The organism is Stenotrophomonas sp. GD04054, from assembly GCF_029836955.1.
Lineage (GTDB): Bacteria > Pseudomonadota > Gammaproteobacteria > Xanthomonadales > Xanthomonadaceae > Stenotrophomonas > Stenotrophomonas maltophilia_A.
Genome location: NZ_JAOECR010000018.1, coordinates 1 through 18,606, shown reverse-complemented (window position 1 = coordinate 18,606; position 18,606 = coordinate 1). Strand labels below are relative to the sequence as shown.

Genomic DNA, 18,606 nt, shown 5'->3' with positions numbered 1-18,606 from the left:
CCCCCGCAAACCCATCCCGCCCGGCCAACCCCATGATCGACAAACGCCGCCCACCACGAGGGGCTGCGCCGTTGGCTGGAAACCTAGATCGGTGCCAGTGCAGTGAACGGTGCCCACGGCAGGTTGCGCAGCAGCGCATACCCGGGCAGCACCCAGAGCCAGAACACGGGATTGGCCAGCACCCGCATCAGCGGGTCGAGCACACGCGGGCGGATGCCGGCGATGTTCAGCAGCATCAACAACAGGAACGGCAGGCTGATGACCAGCAGCGGGTTCATCGCCATCGCGCCGGGCAGGTCGAAGTGGACCAGGGAATACAGGCAGCGCGTGCTGCCACAGCCCGGGCAGTACAGGCCGGTCAGCGCGTACAGCGGGCAGCTCGGCAGGGGATTGCCGGCGACATACGGATTGACGTTGCGCAGCACCACCGTGGCACCCACGGCCAGGCCGGCGGAAACCAGCAGCGGTGCCCAGCGGGCGAGTCGGGAACGAGCGGGAAGCGCGGACATGCAACAACGGATCCGGCGCAGGCGCCGGATCCGTCCAGGCGTATCAGTAGTTGCCGTTGCTCATCGCGCCCATGCCGCCGAGCACAACGAAGAACAGCACGTACAGCACGACCAGCACGACCCAGGCGATGGCCGACCACATGGCCCACTTCTTGGCCTTGGCGGCGGAGTCCTGGGCGCCGGCGATGTCGCCGGCCGCCAGCTTGCCGTTGACCTGGGCGGCGTAGACGATCGACACGATGCCGGCCGGCAGGCAGCAGAACAGGGTGGTCAGGATCGCCCAGACCAGGTTGTTCGGGACCTGCGGAGTAGCAGTATTCATGGGTTCAAGCTCCTTGATGGGTGGTGGTGGTGAATCATTGGTCGGAAAGAGCGCCCAGTACGGCCAAGCCGCCGAACAGCCCGAACCACAACAGCAACAGGACCGGCAGGGCCACGGCCGAAGCCACCGCCCACCAGCCCGCCTTGCGCGACGCACTGTAGGCCCCCGGCAGGTCGCCGGCCGCGCGGCGGCCATCGACCTGGGAGGCGTACACGATCGACACCACGCCCAACGGCAGGCAGCAGAACAGCGTCGTCAGGATCGCCCAGACCAGATGGTTGGGGATGTAGACCGGACGGCTGAGCGGTGGTGGTTGATTCAAAGCGAGACTCCATTCCTTGGTGGCCGGCCATGATGAATCGGCCGGACCTCCCCCCTGTGGGTGCGTAATCTACCGCAACCTGCGTTGCATGTATGCGTTTACAGTCACGACATGTCGCGTACACCACTGGACGGTGACGTATGTGGGGGAGTCCGCTGGGCCCGCTCGGCGGGCTCATCTCGTCAGGCGTGATCGCCGCGCAGGGCCCGCACCTGGGCCTCCAGCACCGGTGCGCTGGTGCTGTGGCCATCCACGGTCGCTGCCGCCACCACCTCGACGGTGGCGCGGAAACGGCGCGGCACGCGCATGCGGCCCAGGCGGCTGTCGCGCCGGCTCCACATGCTCGACCACATGCCGCGCAGCGCCATCGGCACCACCGGCACCGGCCGCCGTTCGAGGATCTTCTCGACGCCGGACTTGAACGGTGCCATCGCACCATCCTTGGTCAGCGCGCCTTCCGGGAAGATGCAGACCAGCTCGCCTTCGGCCAGCGCAGCGTCGATGTCATCGAACGCGCGCTGCATCAGCGCCGGGTCTTCGCGCGCGCCGGCGATCGGGATCGCCTTGGCGGTCCGGAAGATCCAGCGCATCACCGGGATGTTGAAGATCTTGTAGTACATGACGAAGCGCACCGGGCGCGGGATCGTCGCCGACAGGATCAGTGCGTCCATGTAGCTGACATGGTTGCAGACCAGCAGCGCGGCACCCTCGTCCGGCACGTTGGCCTCGATGCCGTGCGGACGCAGGCGGTACAGGGTGCGCACCATCAGCCAGCTGAGGAAGCGCATCAGGAATTCGGGGACGATGGTGAAGATGTAGATCGCCACCAGTGCGTTGGCGATGGCCAGCGCCAGGAACTGCTGCGGGATGGTCCAGTGCAGCAGCTTGTGCGCGGCCAGCGACAGCAGGGCTGCGCCGACGATAAAGCCGGAGTTCTGGATGTTCAGCGCCGCAAACACGCGCGACATCTGCGCCTTCGGCGTGCGGCTCTGGATCAGCGCGAACAGCGGCACCACGAAGATGCCGGTGAACAGGCCGATGCCGATCAGGTCGATGACGATGCGGATGCTGCCCGGCTGCTGCAGGAACGTCCCGATGGTCAGTCCGTGCACGGTCGCTTCGCCACTGCGGGCGAAATACAGGTCGAGCAGGAACGCGGTCATGCCGAACGCGCCCAGCGGCACCAGGCCGATTTCCACCGTGCGCGCCGACAGCTTCTCGCACAGCAGCGAGCCAACGCCGGTGCCGACCGAGAACAGGGCCAGGGCGAACAGATACAGCTTGGGTTCGCCGCCGAGGTTGGCCAACGCGTAATTGGGCAGCTGCGATGTCAGCACGGTACCGACGAACCAGAACCAGGATACCCCGAGGATGGCGTTGCGCACCGCCTTCTGCTGCCGTGCCATGCGCAGCACGACCCGCGACTCCGGCAAGGGGTTCCAGTTGATCTTCAGGTTCGGATCGCCGGCGTCGACCTTGGGAATCAGGCGCGCCGCGATGTTGCCGCAGATGGCCAGAGCGATCACCGCTGTGGCTGCCACGATCGGACCGTAGCTGCCCGCAAGCAGGAATACAGAGCCGCCGATGATCATGCCGGACAGGATCGAGATCGAAGTACCCATCTCGACCAGGCCGTTGCCGCCGGTCAGTTCCTCGGGTTTCAGCACCGAGGGCAGTACCGAGTACTTTACCGGGCCGAACAGGGTCGACTGCATGCCGGTACAGAACAGCGCGACCAGCAGGAACGGCAGGTTCTCGGTGATGAAACCGACAGCCGCCATCGACATGATCACGATCTCCATGGTGGTGGTGATCACGATCAGCCGCGATTTCTCCAGTTTGTCGGCGATCTGCCCGGCCAGCGCCGAGAACAGGAAGTACGGCAGGATGAAGATGGCTGGCGCCAGCGTGGTGTAAAGCGAACGCTGCTCCTCCGAAACGCCCAGATAGAACAACAGGCCGATGATCGCCTGCCGGTACACGTTGTCGTTGAACGCTCCGAGCGCCTGGACGACGAAGAACGGCAGGAAACGGCGCTGGCGCAGCAGGGCGAACTGGTTGTGACCGGACATGGAGCCTCCTTGACCGGCGCAGCCTAGCATTCCTGCCTATCCGCCGGGACCATGCCGGGATGCATCCACGCATGGCGTGGATCTGCTGAAGCCCCACAACTGTGGGTGCGGACCGTTGGTCCGCACACCTTGATAGGTCTCAGACGATATCGTCGACCACGCCGCCATCCACGCGCAGCGCCGCACCCGAGGTCGCCGAGGCCTGCGGCGAGGCCAGGTACACCACCATGTTGGCCACTTCCTCGACCGTGGCGGTGCGCTGGATCACCGAAGACGGCCGGTGTGCCATCACGAACTCGCGGCCGATCTGCTCCAGTGGCTTGCCGCTGCGCTGGCGTTCATCTTCGAACATCGCCGCGAAACCGTCGGACAGGGTCGGGCCGGGCAGCACCGCGTTGACGGTGACGCCGCTGCCGGCCACGCGCTTGGCCAGGCCGCGCGACAGCGACAGCTGCGCGGTCTTGCTGACACCGTAGTGGATCATGTCGGCCGGAATGTTGCGTGCCGATTCGGATGAGATGAACAGTACGCGACCCCAGCCGGCATCGACCATGGCCGGCAACAGTGCCCGCGACAGGCGCACGCCGGACATCACGTTGGTCTGCCAGTAGCGTTCCCAGGTCGCGTCTTCGGTCTCGAAGAAGTCCTCAGGGCCGAAAATGCCGGCGTTGTTGACCAGGATGTCGACCTTGGGCAGGCCTGCCAGCAGCGTGTCGACGCCGGCCGCATCGGAGAGGTCGGCGGCCACGCCGAGCACGTCGGCACCCGGAACGGCGGCGAGCAGGCGCTGGCGGGCGCGTTCGACGCTGTCGGTGCTGCGGCCGTTGAGAATGATCCGCGCGCCCGCGTTGGCCAGGCCCTGGGCAATCGCCAGGCCGATGCCGGCGGTGGAGGCGGTGACCAGCGCGGTATGGCCGGTGAGTTCGATCTTCATGGAGGAATCCGGGGCAGGGGATCACCCAGTATCCGCGCGGGAACGTGATCGGGGTGCATCGCCAAACGCAACGCACGGTTGCACGCGATGCAGTAGATCCACGCCATGCGTGGATGGAATGTCCGACCAGCGATGAGGGATCAGGTCAGGCTGCGCACCGCTTTATTCGCCGCCGCCCGCACCTTCGGCAGCATCCGCAGCACCAGCGCCATCTGCGTGCGGATCAGCTGCAGCTTCGGCGGCATCGCCTCGTCGATCTGTTCCAGTTCGGCGGCCACCGCGCGGTCGGCATCATTGTCCTCTTCCGCGACCGGTTGCCGAGCGGTCAGGGCCGTCGCCAGCTGCTGCAGCGCCTTGCGCACGCGCTCACCGGCAGCCAGCGCCAGCGGATCGCCGGCGTAGCTGTCCACCTGGTCGCGGTGCGCACCCAGGGCCGACAGGTGCCCGAGCAGTGTGTTGGACAGCGCCAGGAAGTGGAAGCCGGCATCCAGATTGCGGCGCACATGGCCGGGCTCACGCAGCATGTTCGACAACGCGGTGGATAGCGCGGCGTCGGCGTTGTGCATGTCGCGGCGGGCGATGCGGTAGGCCAGATCGTCACGCATGCCGCTGCGGTACTGGCCCAGTACCGAATCCAGGTAGCGCGCGGCGGTGTCCAGCACGCGCGCCAGCACAAGGTGCAGCTGCCGGCCCTGCCAGTCGGGCAGGATCAGGAACGCGGCCGCCGCCGCGATTGCACAACCCAGCAGCGTATCGACCATGCGCGGCACGATCAGCACGAAGCCGTCGCCGATCAGGTTGAAGCAGGTCAGGGCCATCACCGTGATCGCCGCCGACGCCACCAGGTAGCGGTCGGTGCGGGTGAAGAAGAACAGCAGCGCCGACAGCAGCGCGATCAGCAGCTGCACGTGCAGTTGCGGGAACAGCTGCAGCAGTGCCCAGGTCAGCACCAGGCCGGCCACGGTGCCGACGATGCGTTGTGCAAGGCGCTGGCGGGTCGCGCCGAAGTTGGGGCGGCACACGAACACGATGGTCAGCAGCACCCACGAGCCGTTCTGTGCATTGAACAAGCGGATTGCCGCGAAGCCGGCGATCAGGGCCAATGCCATGCGCAGGCCGTGGCGGAACAGGACCGAGCCGGGCGTGAGCTGCTGGCGCACGCGCACGCCCATCTCGCGCAGGGTGTGCGGGTTGCTGTCGCGCAGGCGGGTATCGACGTTGTCCAGGCTGGCCTCGGAGCGCTCCGCATCCAGCAGGCGGCGCTCGATGCTGCGCAGGTTGTGCACCAGCAGATCCAGCGAGCCAAGCAGTCGCTGCCACTGCGGCCGCTGCTGGTCGCGCAGATAGGCCAGCGCATCGGCCAGGTCGCGCCCGGCCTGCTGGTTGCTTTCGCCATACACGAACGGACGGCGCAGGCGGATCGCCTCGCCCAGCCGTGCGCAGGCCTGCCCCTGCAGGTCGAGCAGGCGCTGGCAGCGGTACAGCACATCGCTGTGGAAGAAGGCATCGACCAGCGCACCGTACGGGTAGTGCGAGGAGCTGGCGCGCTCGTGGAAATCCTGTGCCATGTAGTAGAGGCGCAGGTACAGGCCGGAGTTCACGCCGGGCCGCCCGGAACGGCCGAAGCGGGCCAGGATCGCGGTCTTGGCTTCATTCAATGCACCAACCACGCGCCGGTTCTGTTCGGCCAGGTCGAGCTGGCGACGCTGCAGGTCGGCCTCGCGCACTGGCTCGAACAGTGTTGCCTTCAACTGCAGGTAGCGGCCCAGTTCAACGTACAGTCGCGCCACGCGTTCGCGTACCGGACGGTTGGCGAACAGTGCGGTCCACAGGATCGACAGCAGGCCGTACCAGACCGCACCGGCCAGCAGGTGGCTGACCGCGTCCAGCGCGCTGTGCAGGTCGCTGGCGCCATGCTGCTCCAGCCCGATCATGGTGTAGATCGCAAGCGTTACCGTGGCCTGGGCGATGGACGCGTAGCGCTCGCCGAGCGCACCCAGCAGGGTCAACCCGAAGGTGGACAGCGCCAGCGCGCCGATGAAGATCCACGGCCAGGGGAACAGCCAGATCACCGAGGCGGCGGCGAGGCAGAAGCACAGCAGCGACAGCAGTACCGCCTTGGTACGGCCCCACCAGTTGTCATCGGTCTCGGCGATGGCGCTGGCGATGATGCCGAGGAACACGCCGGGCAGGGCAGTGAGCGCGTCCAGCTGCCAGCACACGGCAAGCGCTGCGGTCAGGGCGATGAACACCCGAAGGCCATAACTGGCCTTTTCGTGGGCCCACAGGCGGCTGAGGCGGGATTCGCGGGCGGGCATGCAGGCTCGGTGGAAGGGTCTCCCACCATTATTGCGGGTGCGGGGTGAAGGGGACAGCCCGCGAGGGAATACCCGGTAGTGCCGGCCGCTGGCCGGCTCTCATGCGCCCGGACGGAGGTGCAAGGAGCCGGCCGAAGGCCGGCACTACCGGTTTGCCGGGCATTACATGTCGAACCGCACGCTCACCGCGAACGTGCGCGGCAGGCCGGCGCCGGCGTTGGACCAGTACTTCCGGTTGGCCAGGTTCTCGACGCTGGCACGCAGGGTCACCGGATGGCCGGACGCCAGCAGGCGATAGCCGATGCCTGCATTCACCAGCGTGTAGTCAGGCAGCTTCAGGGTGTTGTCGGCGTCATACCAGACATCGCCGTAGTAGCGCACGGCGGCGTAGGTTTCCAAGCCGTCTACCCACGGCAGCTGGTAGGTGGCGTGCAGTACCCCGCTCCAGCGCGCAGCACCGGCGGTGCGGTTGCCTTCCTGTGCGGCGCTGCCCGGGGACAGCTTGTCGTAGGTCGGATCCAGCCAGGTGACGCCGCCGCCGACGGTCAGTGCATCGTTGAGGTGCAGGTCGGCACTGGCTTCAATGCCTTCGTACAGCGTGATGCCGTCCTGCACCAGGCGCTTGCCGGCCGGCGTGAGCTCATCGATGTTGGCACCACGTTCCAGCCGAAACGCGGCCACGTTCGCATTCCAACGCGCCGCTTCGACCTTGGCCCCGATCTCGTACTGCTTGCTGATGGTGGGATCAAGCACGTCACCGGCGTTGATGTAGCTGTTGCCTACGCGGCTGCCCGCTTCGAGCGACTCGATGTAGCTGGCGTAGAGGGTGACCGCCTCGCTGGGCTTGAACATCACGGCGTAGGTCGGGGTGACCGGGTAGGTGTGGTACCGCCCCTTGGTTTCGAAGTCGTTGTAGCGCCAGCCCGCCAGCACCGACCAGCCGCTGCCGAGGTTCACCGTATCGCTTGCGAACACCGCCTGCTGCACCGTCTCGTCGCCGCGGGTCATCACCCGCGAACCAACGGCGTCGTGGCGGATGGCATGGCGCTGGTACAGGTTGGCGCGGCCAATCAGGTTCCACTCGTAGGGGCGGTCCCAGCCCAGTCCGGTCTGGTGGCTGATGCCCGCCACCACCTGATGCTGAAGGGGGCCGGTGCGGAAGCTGCCCTGCAGCATCGCCTGGGCCAGCTTCCACTCGCTCTTGCCACCCAGTTCGTAGACGTTGACGTCGTAGTCGCCGTTGAGATCGTCGATGTAGGCGAAGATCTTGTTGACGTCATTCCACGAGGTGGTGACGCCGTAACTCAGGCTGGCTTTCCAGTCGCTGTTGATCTGCCAGTTCAAGCCGGTCGACAGCAGGCTGGAGCGTGTGTCGTAGTAGGTGCCGGGCACGCTGTTGTCGGTATCTCCGGCGATCGGCCGCGGCAACGAGGTCAGGCCACGGAAGTAGTACTGCGGTGATTCCTCGCGCAGGTCGCGCGACTGGAACACTCCGTCGAAGGTCCAGGTGAGCGCATCGCTCAGGCGCGCGTCCAGCGACAGTGCGCCCACCTTGCGATCGACGTGTCCGCCATTGAAGGTCTCGCCTGTTTCCTGGAAGGCGTTGAAGCGGTAGCCGAACATCTGCTCGTTGCCGAAGCGGCCGCCAACGTCGATGCCGCCGCTGACGATGCCCTGTTCGCGCCAGCCCAGCTGGGCGGAGAAGGTGGGCGTGTCCGTCGGCTTCTTGGTGATGTAGTTGACGATGCCGCCGGGGGTGCCGAAGCCATACAGGAATCCGCCCGGGCCTTTCAGCAGATCGACCTGTTCCATCACTTCCAGCGGCCATTCGGTGCCCCAGGAAGAGACCTGCAGGCCATTGACCCGGTAGCTGTCGTAGTTCAGCTCCAGACCGCGGTTGCGGATGGGCGAGCTCCAGCCACTGGCATAGGCGCTGACCTGGGTGCTGACCGAAGGGTCGAGCAGGAAGGCTTCGCCCAGCGAGACCACCTGGCGCTGCTCGATCTGCTCGCGGCCAACAGCGGTGATCGCGAACGGAGTGTCGCGCAGGGCGCGGTCGCCCAGTGCGCCGGCGTCGGTATGGGTGCGTTCGGCGGTGACCTTCACCGCATCCAGATCGGTGGCGTTACGGCTGACGGCCGGCGCTTCGGCATGGGCAGCGCAGGCGGCTGACAGGGCGATGGCCAGCATGGCCAGGCGGGGAGAACGGGAAGGCAGCATCGATGGTGGTCCTCGACGGACGGCCACAGGCCATCCGCCCACGGGTGGGGGAAGGGGCAGTGGCTGGGATCACGCAGGCTGGCCGGAGATGGCAGCGGGGCGCCGCGAAGGGGCGCAGGACCATGGCTGGATGAGAATTGTTCTCTTTTCGTTACCGTGCGTCAAACTCGGAGGCATGCGGACCAACGGTCCGCACCCACCATCCGTGCCCACGGTCCGCACCCACGGCTCGTACCCACCATCCGCTCCCACGGTAGTGCCGGCCGCTGGCCGGCAGATTGGCTGTACGGAGAACGCCGGCCAGCGGCCGGCGCTACCAGTAGATCCACGCCCTGCGTGGATGGGCCCTTCTACGCCCGTTGCGCGCGCTTGAGCAGCTTCGCTTCGCGCCTGCGTGCGCGACGTGCGCGCCAGCGCTCGGCCAGGCAGGAGAAGATCACGTACAGCGCCGGCGTGCTGAGCAGGGTCAGGCTCTGCGAGAACAGCAGGCCGCCGATCATCGCGATACCCAGCGGACGCCGCAGCTCGGACCCTTCGCCGAGGCCGATCGCCAGCGGCACAGCAGCCAGGATCGCCACCATCGTGGTCATCATGATCGGGCGGAAGCGCACGATGCTGGCCTCGCGTGCCGCTTCGCGCGGTGCCAGCCCATGTTCGCGCTGCGCCACCAGCGCGAAGTCGATCATCATGATCGCGTTCTTCTTGACGATGCCGATCAGCAGCACCAGCGCGATCATCGAGATCACCGACAGTTCGGTATTGGTGCCGAACAACGCCAGCAGCGCACCCACGCCCGCCGCCGGCAGCGTGGACAGGATGGTGACCGGGTGGATCAGGCTCTCGTACAGCATGCCCAGCACCAGGTACACGGTCAGGATCGCGGCAAACACCAGGATCAGCATGTCGCTGGGGTCGGAGTTGAAGCCGAAGCCGGCGTCATCAGCCAGGCGGATGTCGCCGGGCATGCGCATGCCGGCCACGGTCGCGTCGATGATCGCCTTGGCCTCGCCCATGCTCACGTTCGGCGCCAGGTTGTAGCTGAGGTCCATCGTCGTGTACTGGTTCTCATGGGTGATCTGCGAAGGCGCCAGCCCCGGCACCTGCTTGGCCACCGCCGTGAGCGGCACCATGTCGCCGTTGCGCGCACGCACATGCACCTCGTCCAGCGCCGCCGGCGTAGCGGTCTGCGAGGGCAGGGCGTTGACCACCACGCTGTACTGGTTGATGTCCGAATAGATGGTCGAGATCTGGCGCTGGCCGAACGCACCGTACAGGGCGCCGTCGATGGCGCCGACCGAAACACCCAGGCGGGCGGCCTTGGCACGGTCGATCTCGATGTTCTGGCGCAGCCCGGCATTGTCCACATCGGTGCCGACGTCGCGCAGCTTCGGGTTCTTCTTCAGCTCCGCCTGCAGCTTGGGCAGCCATTCCTGCAGTGACGCCAGGTCATTGCCCTGCAGCGAGATGCGGTACTGCGCGCCCTGGCTGGAGCCACCGCCATCGTTGCTGGGCAGGTCCTGGATCGCGCGCAGGCGCAGCTGCAGGTCGGGGTAGCGGTCGGCCTTGGCGCTCAGTCGCGCCAGGGCATGTGCGGTGGTTTCGCGGCGGCCTTCCTTGCGTGATTTCAGCTCGACGTTGAACTGTGCGCTGGAGCCCTGGCGACCGCTGCCCAGGCGCACACCCACGGTCTTCACCGCCGGGTCGGCCATCAGCATGTCGGTGATGCGGCGCTGGCGGGCGACCATGTCCTCGAAGGAGACGGTGGCGCTGGAGTTGGCGCGGCCCCAGATCAGGCCGGTGTCCTGCGGCGGGAACGCGCCCTTCTTCACCGCGCCGAACAGGAAGACGGTGGCACCGATCAGCAGCAGCGGCGTCAGCGACAGCAGCAGCGCATGGCGCAGCGAGAAATCCAGGAACACGGTGTAGATGCGCAGCATGCGCTCGTGGCCGGCATCCAGCCAACGGCCGAAGCGCGACGGCGGCGCCGTGTGGTCGTGGGCGCTGAGGAAGCGGCTGCACAGCGCCGGGGTCAGGGTCAGCGAGACGATCATCGAGACCACGATGGCCGCCACCAGGGTGACGGTGAATTCGCGGAAGAACGCACCCATCATGCCGCTGGCGAACAGCAGCGGGATGAACACCGCCACCAGCGAGGCGGTGATCGAGACGATGGTGAAGCCGATCTCGCGTGCGCCGGTCAGCGCTGCCTGCATCCGCGGCATGCCTTCGTCGAGGTGGCGCATGATGTTCTCGATCACCACGATCGCATCGTCGACCACGAAGCCGATCGCGATCACCAGCGCCAGCAGGCTCAGGTTGTTCAGGGTAAAGCCCATCACGTACATCACCAGCGCGGCACCGGCCAGCGACAGCGGCACGGTCACCGCCGCGATCAGCGTCGGTGCCAGCCGGCGCAGGAACAGCGCCATGGTCAGCACCACCATCGCCAGGCTGATCAGCAGGGTGATCTGCACTTCATGCAGCGACGAGCGGATGGTCGGCGTACGGTCGAAGTACGGCGTCATCGTTGTACCCGGCTGCAGATAATCGCGCAGGGCGGGAATCTGCGCCTTCACCCGGTCCACGGTTTCCACGATGTTGGCGCCGGCGCGGGTGAACACGTACATCACCACCGCCGGCTTGTGGTCGAACCACGCCGCCTGGTAGGCATCCTGCTGGCCGTCGTAGACGTTGGCGATGTCCTTCAGCCGGATCACCCGGCCATCGCCCTGGGTCTTGACCACCAGGTCGGCGAAGTCGGCGGCGCGTGCCACCGAATCGTTGGCGATGATCGCGGTGGTGGTGTTGCCATCGCTGAGGAAGCCGGTGGGTGAGGTCACGTTGGCCGCACGCACCGCGTTGCGCAGGTCGTCGGCGGTCAGGCCGAGTGCGTTCATCAGGCGCAGGTTGACGTCCACACGCACCGCCGGCGTCGAGGCACCGGCGATGTCGACCGAAGCAACACCGCTGATCTGGCGGATGCGCTGCGCCAGCAGCGAATCGGCGACGTTATACAGCTCGTCGGCCGACTGCGTCTGCGAAGTCAGCGCGATGGCGATCACCGGGTCGTCGTTCGGGTTCGCCTTCTGGTACATCGGCGAGCCCATGCCCGAGGGCAGGTCGGCCTGCGCCGAATTGATCGCGGTCTGTACGTCCAGCGCGGCCGAATCGATGTTGTGGCCGCTCTGGAAGATCATGAACACCAGCGAGCTGCCTTCCGAGCTCGACGAGCGCATGCGGTCGATGCCCGGCAGCTGGCCGAGATGACGTTCCAGCGGCGCGGTGACCGTGGAGGCCATGGTTGCCGCATCGGCACCGGACTGGCTGGCGTGCACGAAGATCACCGGGATCTCGATGTTCGGCAGCGCCGACACGCCCAGCCGCAGGTAGCAGATCAGGCCGACCATGAACAGGCCGATGGCCAGCAGCGCGGTGCCGATCGGGCGGCGGATGAAGGGGCCGGACAGGTTCATCGTGCGGCCCCCCGCGGCAGCGGGGCGTGGATCATGCCTGCGGCTCCTGCAGCGAACCGTCACGCAGTGCGCGCTGCTCGCGGCGGCGGGCCAGCCATTCGGAGAAGCGCTCCATATACAGGTAGATCACCGGCGTGGTGTACAGGGTCACCAGCTGCGACAGCAGCAGGCCGCCGACGATGGCGATGCCCAGCGGGCGGCGCAGTTCCGAACCGATGCCGGTGCCCAGTGCCAACGGCAGCGCGCCGAGCATGGCCGCGGCGGTGGTCATCATGATCGGGCGGAAGCGCAGCAGGCAAGCGCGGCGGATCGCTTCATGCGCGTTGGCGCCGGCGCGGCGCGCCTCGATCGCGAAGTCCACCATCATGATGCCGTTCTTCTTGACGATGCCGATCAGCAGCACGATGCCGACGATGCCATCCACCGACAGGCTCAGCCCGCACAGCATCAGCGCCAGCAGCGCACCGACACCGGCCGGCGGCAGCGTGGAGATGATCGTGATCGGGTGGATGTAGCTCTCGTACAGCACGCCCAGCACGATGTAGATCACCACCAGCGAGGCCAGCAGCAGCCACACCACATCGGTCTGGCTGCCGGTGAATTCGGCGGCCTTGCCGATGAATTCGGCATGCAGGTGGGTGGGCATGTCCAGGCTGTCCTTGGTCTCCTGGATTGCACGCACGGCTTCGGACAGCGAATAGCCCGGCGCCACGTTGAACGAGACCGTCACTGCCGGCAGCTGCTGCTGGTGGCTGACCACCAGCGGTGCACTGCTGACCTTGCCTTCGGCCAGTGCCGACAGCGGAATGATGCTGCCCGCGCCGACGGTGATGCCGGTGTTCTGCGCGCCGATGCCGGTAGCCGTCGATGAGTTCGACGAGGTGACCTGGCCGAAACTGGTGGCATTGGTGCCGGTCAGTGCACCGGCACCATTGGAGGCAACGGCCAGCTGTTCCATCAGCGCGGTGCTGGTGCGGAACTCCGGCGCCACTTCCAGCACAACCCGATACTGGTTGAGTTCGGTGAAGATGGTCGAGATCTGGCGCTGGCCGAACGCATCGTAGAGGGTGTCGTCGATGGTCTGCATCGGCACGCCCAGCACGCTGGCCTTGTCGCGGTCGATGTTCAGTTCAAGCGCGCGGCCCTGGTTGGACAGGTTGTTGTCGACGTCGGCCAGTTCCGGGCGCTTGCGCAGTGCTTCGGTCAGGCGCGTGGCCTGGGTGGCCACGGTCGCCGGATCGACGTCCGACAGCGAGTACTGGTACTCGGTGGCGGCCACGCGGGTATCCAGCGTCACGTCCTGGACCGGCTTCAGGTACAGGGCCACGCCCGGAATACCGGCGACGGCCTTCTGCAGGCGCGGCAGGATCTTGTCCAGGCCGTCGCGCTCGCCGCGTTCCTTCAGCACGATCGACAGCTGGCCCTGGTTGAGCGTGGGGTTCATGCTGCCCGCGCCGATGAAGGCTGACACGCCGGTCACGTCCGGGTCCTGGCGCAGCGCTTCGGCCACCTGCTTGGTGCGCTGCTCCATCTGCGGGAAGGCGATGTTCTGGTCAGCCTGGACCACGCCGGTGATCAGGCCGGTGTCCTGTTCGGGCAGCAGGCCCTTGGGAATCAGCACGTACAGCAGCACGGTCAGTACCAGCGCGCCGCCGGCCACCGCCAGGGTCAGGCGCTGGTGGCCCAGCACCCAGTCCAGGCTGCGCTCGTACAGGCCGACGGTGCGCGTCCACAGGTTCTGCTTGCCGGCCGCCGCCGCACGCTCATGCGCGTCCTCGCCTTCGGGCAAGGCGTCGGGCTTGAGCAGGTAGGCGCACATCATCGGGGTCAGCGTCAGCGAGATCAGCATCGACAGCACGACGGCGATGCTCAGCACCCACGCGAACTCGTGGAACAGGCGGCCGGTGACGCCGGGCATCAGCAGCAGCGGCAGGAACACCGCCACCAGCGAAACGGTCAGCGACAGCACGGTGAAGCCGATCTGGCGCGCACCGATTTCGGCCGCTTCCTTGCCACTCTTGCCCTGCTCGATGTAACGCACGATGTTCTCGATCATCACGATCGCATCGTCGACCACGAAGCCGGTGGCCACCACCAGCGCCATCAGCGAGAGGTTGTCCAGCGACATGCCGGCAAAGGCCATCACCGCGAAGGTGCCGGCCAGCGACAACGGCACCGCCACCGAGGGAATGATCGTGGCCCACAGGCGGCGCAGGAACACGAAGATCACCGCCACCACCAGGCCGATGGTCAGGATCAGGGTGAACTGCACCTCATGCACCGAGGCGCGGATGGTCTCCGTACGGTCGTTGAAGATCTCCAGGTGCACGTCGGCTGGCAGCACGCCCTGCAGCTGCGGCAGGATCGCGCGGATGCGCTCGACGGTCTGCACGATGTTGGCGCCGGGCTGGCGGCGCACTTCCAGCAGCACCGCCGGCTTGCCATCGGCCCAGGCGGCCAGCTGGTCGTTCTCCACGCCATCAACCACTTCGGCCACGTCGGACAAACGCACGGGACGTCCGTTCTTGTAGCTGATGATGGTGTCGCGGTACTCGGCGGCACTGGTGAGCTGGTCGTTGGTACCGATGCTGTAGGACTGCGTCTTGCCGTTCAGCGAACCCTTCGGCGCGTTGACGTTGGCCTGGGTCAGCGCGCTGCGCAGCTGCTCCAGGGTCAGGCCCATGTTCGACAGCTGGGCCGGATTGACCTGGATGCGCACGGCCGGGCGCACGTTGCCGGCGATCGAGACCAGGCCCACGCCCTGCACCTGCGACAGTCGCTGGGCCAGGATCGAGTCGGCGTAGTTGTTGACGTCGCGCAGCGGGCGCGTGTCAGAGGTCAGTTTCAGGGTGACGATGGCCGCGTCGGCCGGATTCACCCGGTTGTAGACCGGCTGGTAGGGCAGCGACGAGGGCAGCGTGGCCTGGCGGATCGCCGCCTGCACGTCCTGCGCGGCAATGTCGATGTTCCGGTCCATCGAGAACTGCAGGATGATCGTGGACAACCCGGCCGACGAGTCGGAGGTCATCAGCTCCAGCCCGGAGATCTGCCCGAACTGGCGCTCCAGCGGCGTGGTGACCAGCGAGGCCATGGTGGTGGCGTTGGCGCCGGGGTACTGGGTGGTGACCACCAGGCTGGGCGCATCGATTTCCGGCAGCGCCGACACCGGCAGCTTGCGGTAACCGAGGATGCCCAGCAGCAACAGGCCCGCCATCAGCAGCGAGGTGGCGATGGGGCGGCGGATGAAGATCGTCGAAAAGCCCACGGACTGATCCTTGCTGGCACTTCAATGTCGGCGCCGGCAGGCTTGCCGGCGCGAGGGAGGTCGGTAGCCTGCGCTCAGCGCGGGCCGCCGCCACGACGGCCACCGCCGCCTTTCTTCTGCTCGGCGGCCTTCAGCTCGGCTTCGGTCGGCACCGCCGGGGTTTCGCCCGGCTTCAGCGCGGTGACCTTGCTGCCCGGCTTCAAGCGGAACTGGCCTTCACTGACCACCCGCTCGCCGCCCTTCAGGCCCTCGGCGATCTGCACCCGGCTGTCACCCACTTCCACGCCGCTGCGCACGGTCTGCATCTTCACCGTGTTGTCGCCCTGCACCACATAGACGTACTCGCCATCCGGGCCACGCAGCACTGCCTGGGTCGGGATGACCACGCCACCGGCAATCGTGCGCAGCTGCATGCGCACGTTGACGAACTGGCCCGGCCACAGGCCGTTGTCGGTGTTGTCGAAGATCGCGCGCGCCTTGAACGTGCCGCTGTCGGCACTGATCAGGTTGTCGACCACGTCGAGCTTGCCGTCGCCGGACAGCACGTGCGAATCGGCGCGGTCCAGTGCCGCGACGGGTACCGCACCGGCGGCCTGCGCCTGGCGCACATCGCCGAGCTGGCGCTCGGGCAGGTTGAACAGCACGTGGATCGGATGGATCTGGGTCAGCGTGACCAGCGCGGTGCCGGCGTTGACCACGTTGCCGGCGTCGACCGCGCGGATGCCGGCGATGCCGGTGATCGGCGCGGTGACCTTGGTGTACTGCAGCTGCACCTGCGCCGAGCGCATGCTGGCCTCGTTCGCCGCGACTGCGCTTTCGTACTGTGCCACTTGGTTTCGCTGTGTATCCAGATCGGTCTTGGCGACGAACTGGCGATACTCCGGCGCGTTCGAGCGCTGGTAGTTGGAACGCGCGGTGGCCAGCAGCGCCTCGTTCTGGCGCTTGGAGGCCACGGCCTGGTCATAGCTGGCCTGGGCGGTGCGCGGGTCGATCACCGCCAGCACATCGCCCTTCTTCACTTCCTGGCCTTCGCGGAAATTCAGGCTCATCAGCTGGCCGCCAACCTGCGGGCTGACGGTGACGGTGTTCATTGCGGTCACCGTACCCAGCGCGCTGGCATAGACCGGCACGTCCTGGCGTGCCGCATCCACCACGGTCACCGGCACCGGGCCGGCATCCGGGTCTTCACCGCCCTGGCGCGCAGCTGCCGCCGGGCTACCGGCCTTGTCCTTGCCCCCGCCGAGTACGCGCAGGCCGACCACGGCCAGCACCAGTACCGCCACGACCAGCAGCACGATCTTCCAAACACGTGACATTCAAGGACTCCAAGAGGGCTGGACGGGGCACGGCCCCGGTTGGCAATGCGCAAAGCATACCTGCGCCACATCACGTTTCCTGCATGACGGATGGGACGGGCGCTAAGACCGGATCCGGCCGCGGAGGTTCCCGTAGCGGCGGTGTTGCCCTACATTCAGCTGGAACCCCCTGCCGTGGAGATCGTGATGCGCCGTTCGTTGCTGCTGTCCGCCCTGCTGCTGGCCTTGCCGGCTCTTGCCCACGCCCAGGACGGGCAGCGCCCGGAGGTGACCGCTGCCGCCCAGCGGCTGCAGGCCAAGGTGGTGGAATGGCGGCGCGACTTCCACCAGCACCCGGAACTGTCCAACCGTGAGGTGCGCACCTCGGCCGAGGTCGCCAAGCGCCTGCGTGCGATGGGCCTGAAGCCGAAGACCGGCATCGCCCACCACGGCGTGGTGGCGATCATTGAAGGTGGCAAGCCCGGGCCGAAGATCGCCCTGCGTGCGGACATGGACGCGCTGCCGGTGACCGAACAGACCGGCCTGCCGTTCGCCTCGAAAGCCACCGACCAGTACCGTGGGCAGACCGTGGGCGTGATGCATGCCTGCGGCCATGACGCGCACACCGCCACCCTGCTCGGCGTGGCCGAGGCACTGGTGTCGATGAAGAAGGATCTGCCGGGCCAGGTGATGCTGATCTTCCAGCCGGCCGAAGAGGGTGCACCGCCGCCGGAAGAGGGTGGTGCTGCCCTGATGCTGAAGGAAGGCCTGTTCGCCGACTTCAAGCCGGAAGCCGTGTTCGGCCTGCACGTCTTCTCAAGCGTGCAGGCCGGGCAGATCGCGGTGCGTGGTGGCCCGTTGATGGCGGCTTCGGATCGTTTCGGGATCAAGGTGATCGGTCGGCAGACGCATGGCTCGGCGCCGTGGAATGGTGTTGATCCGATCGTGGCCACCGCCGACCTGGTCGGCACCGCGCAGACCATCGTCAGCCGCCGCGCGAACCTGTCCAAGCAGCCGGCGGTGCTGACCTTCGGCGCGATCAACGGTGGCATCCGCTACAACATCATTCCGGATGAAGTGGAAATGGTCGGCACCATCCGTACCTTCGACGAAGGCATGCGGCAGCAGATCTTCGCCGACCTGCGCAACGTGGCCGAGCACACCGCCGCCGCGCACGGTGCCAAGGCGGTGACGGACATCTACGAGTCGGAGGGCAATCCGGCCACGGTGAACGACCCGGCGCTGACCGCGAAGATGCTGCCGAGCCTGCAGGCAGTGGTGGGCAAGGACAACGTGTACGAGCCACCGCTGCAGATGGGTGCGGAGGATTTCTCGCTGTACGCGAAGGAAGTGCCGGGGATGTTCTTCTTCGTCGGTTCGACCAGCGCGGGCATCGACCCGGCGACGGCACCGGCGAATCATTCGCCGAAGTTCCTGCTGGATGAGAAGGCGCTGGATGTCGGGTTGCGGGCGTTGCTGCAGGTGAGCCTGGATTACCTGCACGGTGCAGGTACTCCCGCGGGGTGAGGGTTTCCGGCAGGGCTTGCAGCCCTGCACCCGCAGAGGCCAAGGCAACAGCCGGAGCAACGGCAGAAGCCGGCTATCTGTGGGTTGGCGGGGCGGGTCCGGTGGCAGGGGACGGCGCAAGTACGTCCCTGTAGCCTCGGTCGCCGCATCCATGCGGCTCACGCCCCTGCCACCGGACCCACCCCGCCTTCGACAGTTTCCCGCGATCTGTCGGAACGGCGCTCTGCTTTGGTAGGTGTCGACCTTGGTCGACACGGGCAGACATCGAGAATGTCTGAAGGATCAGCTTTTGATTTTGATTTTCTGATCTTTCCCGTGGTGGATCGGCGGCAGAAATGTGTCCGGGGGC

General features: G+C 66.8%; 11 protein-coding genes. 1 reads left to right on the top strand and 10 read right to left on the bottom strand.

The window, feature by feature from the left end; all coding sequences use genetic code 11:
- Positions 1 to 83: 83 nt before the first annotated feature.
- The 10 genes from N7573_RS10555 to N7573_RS10510 form a co-directional block, all read right to left on the bottom strand.
- Complete coding sequence (locus N7573_RS10555; RefSeq protein ID WP_006473646.1) at positions 84 to 509, bottom strand: DUF2752 domain-containing protein; 426 nt, start codon at positions 507 to 509, stop codon at positions 84 to 86.
- 43 nt (positions 510 to 552) lie between these two features.
- Entirely contained in the window at positions 553 to 831 is a 279-nt protein-coding gene (locus N7573_RS10550; RefSeq protein ID WP_032127177.1) for a CD225/dispanin family protein, read from the bottom strand.
- A 34-nt stretch (positions 832 to 865) separates the two neighbouring features.
- Positions 866 to 1,153, bottom strand: coding sequence for a CD225/dispanin family protein (locus N7573_RS10545; protein WP_005419784.1), 288 nt, complete (start codon positions 1,151 to 1,153; stop codon positions 866 to 868).
- A 182-nt stretch (positions 1,154 to 1,335) separates the two neighbouring features.
- Positions 1,336 to 3,225, bottom strand: a complete 1,890-nt coding sequence (locus N7573_RS10540; RefSeq protein WP_279913791.1) for an MFS transporter — start codon at positions 3,223 to 3,225, stop codon at positions 1,336 to 1,338.
- A 139-nt stretch (positions 3,226 to 3,364) separates the two neighbouring features.
- Positions 3,365 to 4,159, bottom strand: a complete 795-nt coding sequence (locus N7573_RS10535) for an SDR family NAD(P)-dependent oxidoreductase (protein WP_279913790.1) — start codon at positions 4,157 to 4,159, stop codon at positions 3,365 to 3,367.
- A gap of 140 nt (positions 4,160 to 4,299) precedes the next feature.
- Complete coding sequence (yccS, locus tag N7573_RS10530; RefSeq protein WP_149908981.1) at positions 4,300 to 6,477, bottom strand: YccS family putative transporter; 2,178 nt, start codon at positions 6,475 to 6,477, stop codon at positions 4,300 to 4,302.
- A 162-nt stretch (positions 6,478 to 6,639) separates the two neighbouring features.
- Positions 6,640 to 8,697, bottom strand: coding sequence for a TonB-dependent receptor (locus N7573_RS10525; protein ID WP_279913651.1), 2,058 nt, complete (start codon positions 8,695 to 8,697; stop codon positions 6,640 to 6,642).
- Positions 8,698 to 9,047: 350 nt separating this feature from the next.
- Entirely contained in the window at positions 9,048 to 12,170 is a 3,123-nt protein-coding gene (locus N7573_RS10520; RefSeq protein WP_049424064.1) for an efflux RND transporter permease subunit, read from the bottom strand.
- Positions 12,171 to 12,201: 31 nt separating this feature from the next.
- On the bottom strand, positions 12,202 to 15,435 hold the full coding sequence (locus tag N7573_RS10515; protein ID WP_279943153.1) for an efflux RND transporter permease subunit: 3,234 nt from the start codon (positions 15,433 to 15,435) through the stop codon (positions 12,202 to 12,204).
- A gap of 74 nt (positions 15,436 to 15,509) precedes the next feature.
- Entirely contained in the window at positions 15,510 to 16,751 is a 1,242-nt protein-coding gene (locus N7573_RS10510; RefSeq protein WP_279943152.1) for an efflux RND transporter periplasmic adaptor subunit, read from the bottom strand.
- 186 nt (positions 16,752 to 16,937) lie between these two features.
- On the opposite strand from N7573_RS10510, the gene N7573_RS10505 reads away from it, so the two are divergent.
- Positions 16,938 to 18,257 (top strand): M20 family metallopeptidase, encoded by a 1,320-nt coding sequence (locus tag N7573_RS10505; RefSeq protein ID WP_279913987.1) that lies wholly within the window; start codon positions 16,938 to 16,940, stop codon positions 18,255 to 18,257.
- The last annotated feature ends 349 nt before the right edge of the window (positions 18,258 to 18,606 follow it).

Bases quoted from the DNA above. Each gene is read 5' to 3' on its own strand.
- N7573_RS10555 (WP_006473646.1), bottom strand. From the start codon at position 509: ATGTCCGCGCTTCCCGCTCGTTCCCGACTCGCCCGCTGGGCACCGCTG.
- N7573_RS10550 (WP_032127177.1), bottom strand. From the start codon at position 831: ATGAATACTGCTACTCCGCAGGTCCCGAACAACCTGGTCTGGGCGATC.
- N7573_RS10540 (WP_279913791.1), bottom strand. From the start codon at position 3,225: ATGTCCGGTCACAACCAGTTCGCCCTGCTGCGCCAGCGCCGTTTCCTG.
- N7573_RS10535 (WP_279913790.1), bottom strand. From the start codon at position 4,159: ATGAAGATCGAACTCACCGGCCATACCGCGCTGGTCACCGCCTCCACC.
- yccS (WP_149908981.1), bottom strand. From the start codon at position 6,477: ATGCCCGCCCGCGAATCCCGCCTCAGCCGCCTGTGGGCCCACGAAAAG.
- N7573_RS10525 (WP_279913651.1), bottom strand. From the start codon at position 8,697: ATGCTGCCTTCCCGTTCTCCCCGCCTGGCCATGCTGGCCATCGCCCTG.
- N7573_RS10520 (WP_049424064.1), bottom strand. From the start codon at position 12,170: ATGAACCTGTCCGGCCCCTTCATCCGCCGCCCGATCGGCACCGCGCTG.
- N7573_RS10510 (WP_279943152.1), bottom strand. From the start codon at position 16,751: ATGTCACGTGTTTGGAAGATCGTGCTGCTGGTCGTGGCGGTACTGGTG.
- N7573_RS10505 (WP_279913987.1), top strand. From the start codon at position 16,938: ATGCGCCGTTCGTTGCTGCTGTCCGCCCTGCTGCTGGCCTTGCCGGCT.